Annotated in this window: 1 protein-coding gene; it reads left to right on the top strand. The window is 64.3% G+C overall.

Annotation, left to right across the window (positions count from 1 at the left end; translation table 11 throughout):
• On the top strand, positions 1-608 hold a 608-nt coding region (locus BTW07_RS19170; protein ID WP_144077025.1), incomplete at both ends, for a tandem-95 repeat protein.

Below are 608 nucleotides of genomic sequence, written 5' to 3'. Positions count from 1 at the left end.
CAACGGCAGCCTCAGCTTTAATAGCGACGGCAGCTACACCTTCACCCCCGGCACCGACTTCGACGGTCTCGCCGCGGGCGAAAGCCGCGACGTTACCTTCAGCTACACCGCCACCGATAACGATGGCGGCGTCAGTGAGCCCAAGACGGTCACCATCACCGTGACCGGCACCAACGACGCGCCGGTGGCAGTCGCTGACACCCAAACCACCGGCGAGAACACTGTGCTGACCGGCCAGGTTCCTGCAGCGACGGATGTCGATGGCACCATCGCCAGCTACGCGCTCGACACCGGCGTAGGTCAGGGCAACGGCTCCTTGACGTTCAATGCCGACGGCTCCTACAGCTTCGCCCCCGGCACTGACTTCGATGGTCTGGCCGCAGGCGAAAGTCGCGACGTCACCTTCAGCTACACCGCCACCGATAACGATGGCGGCGTCAGTGCACCGAAGACGGTCACCATTACCGTCACCGGTACCAACGACGCCCCGGTGGCCGTCGCCGATATCCAGACTACCGGCGAGAACAGCGTTCTCAGCGGGCAGGTTCCGGCAGCGACCGATGTCGATGGGACGATCGCCGGTTACGACCTGGCAACGGATGTCGGCA

The organism is Salinicola socius (assembly GCF_001937195.1).
Taxonomy (GTDB): domain Bacteria; phylum Pseudomonadota; class Gammaproteobacteria; order Pseudomonadales; family Halomonadaceae; genus Salinicola; species Salinicola socius.
Note: the sequence above shows the minus strand (reverse complement) of the source record. Positions and strands in the feature narration are given on the sequence as shown.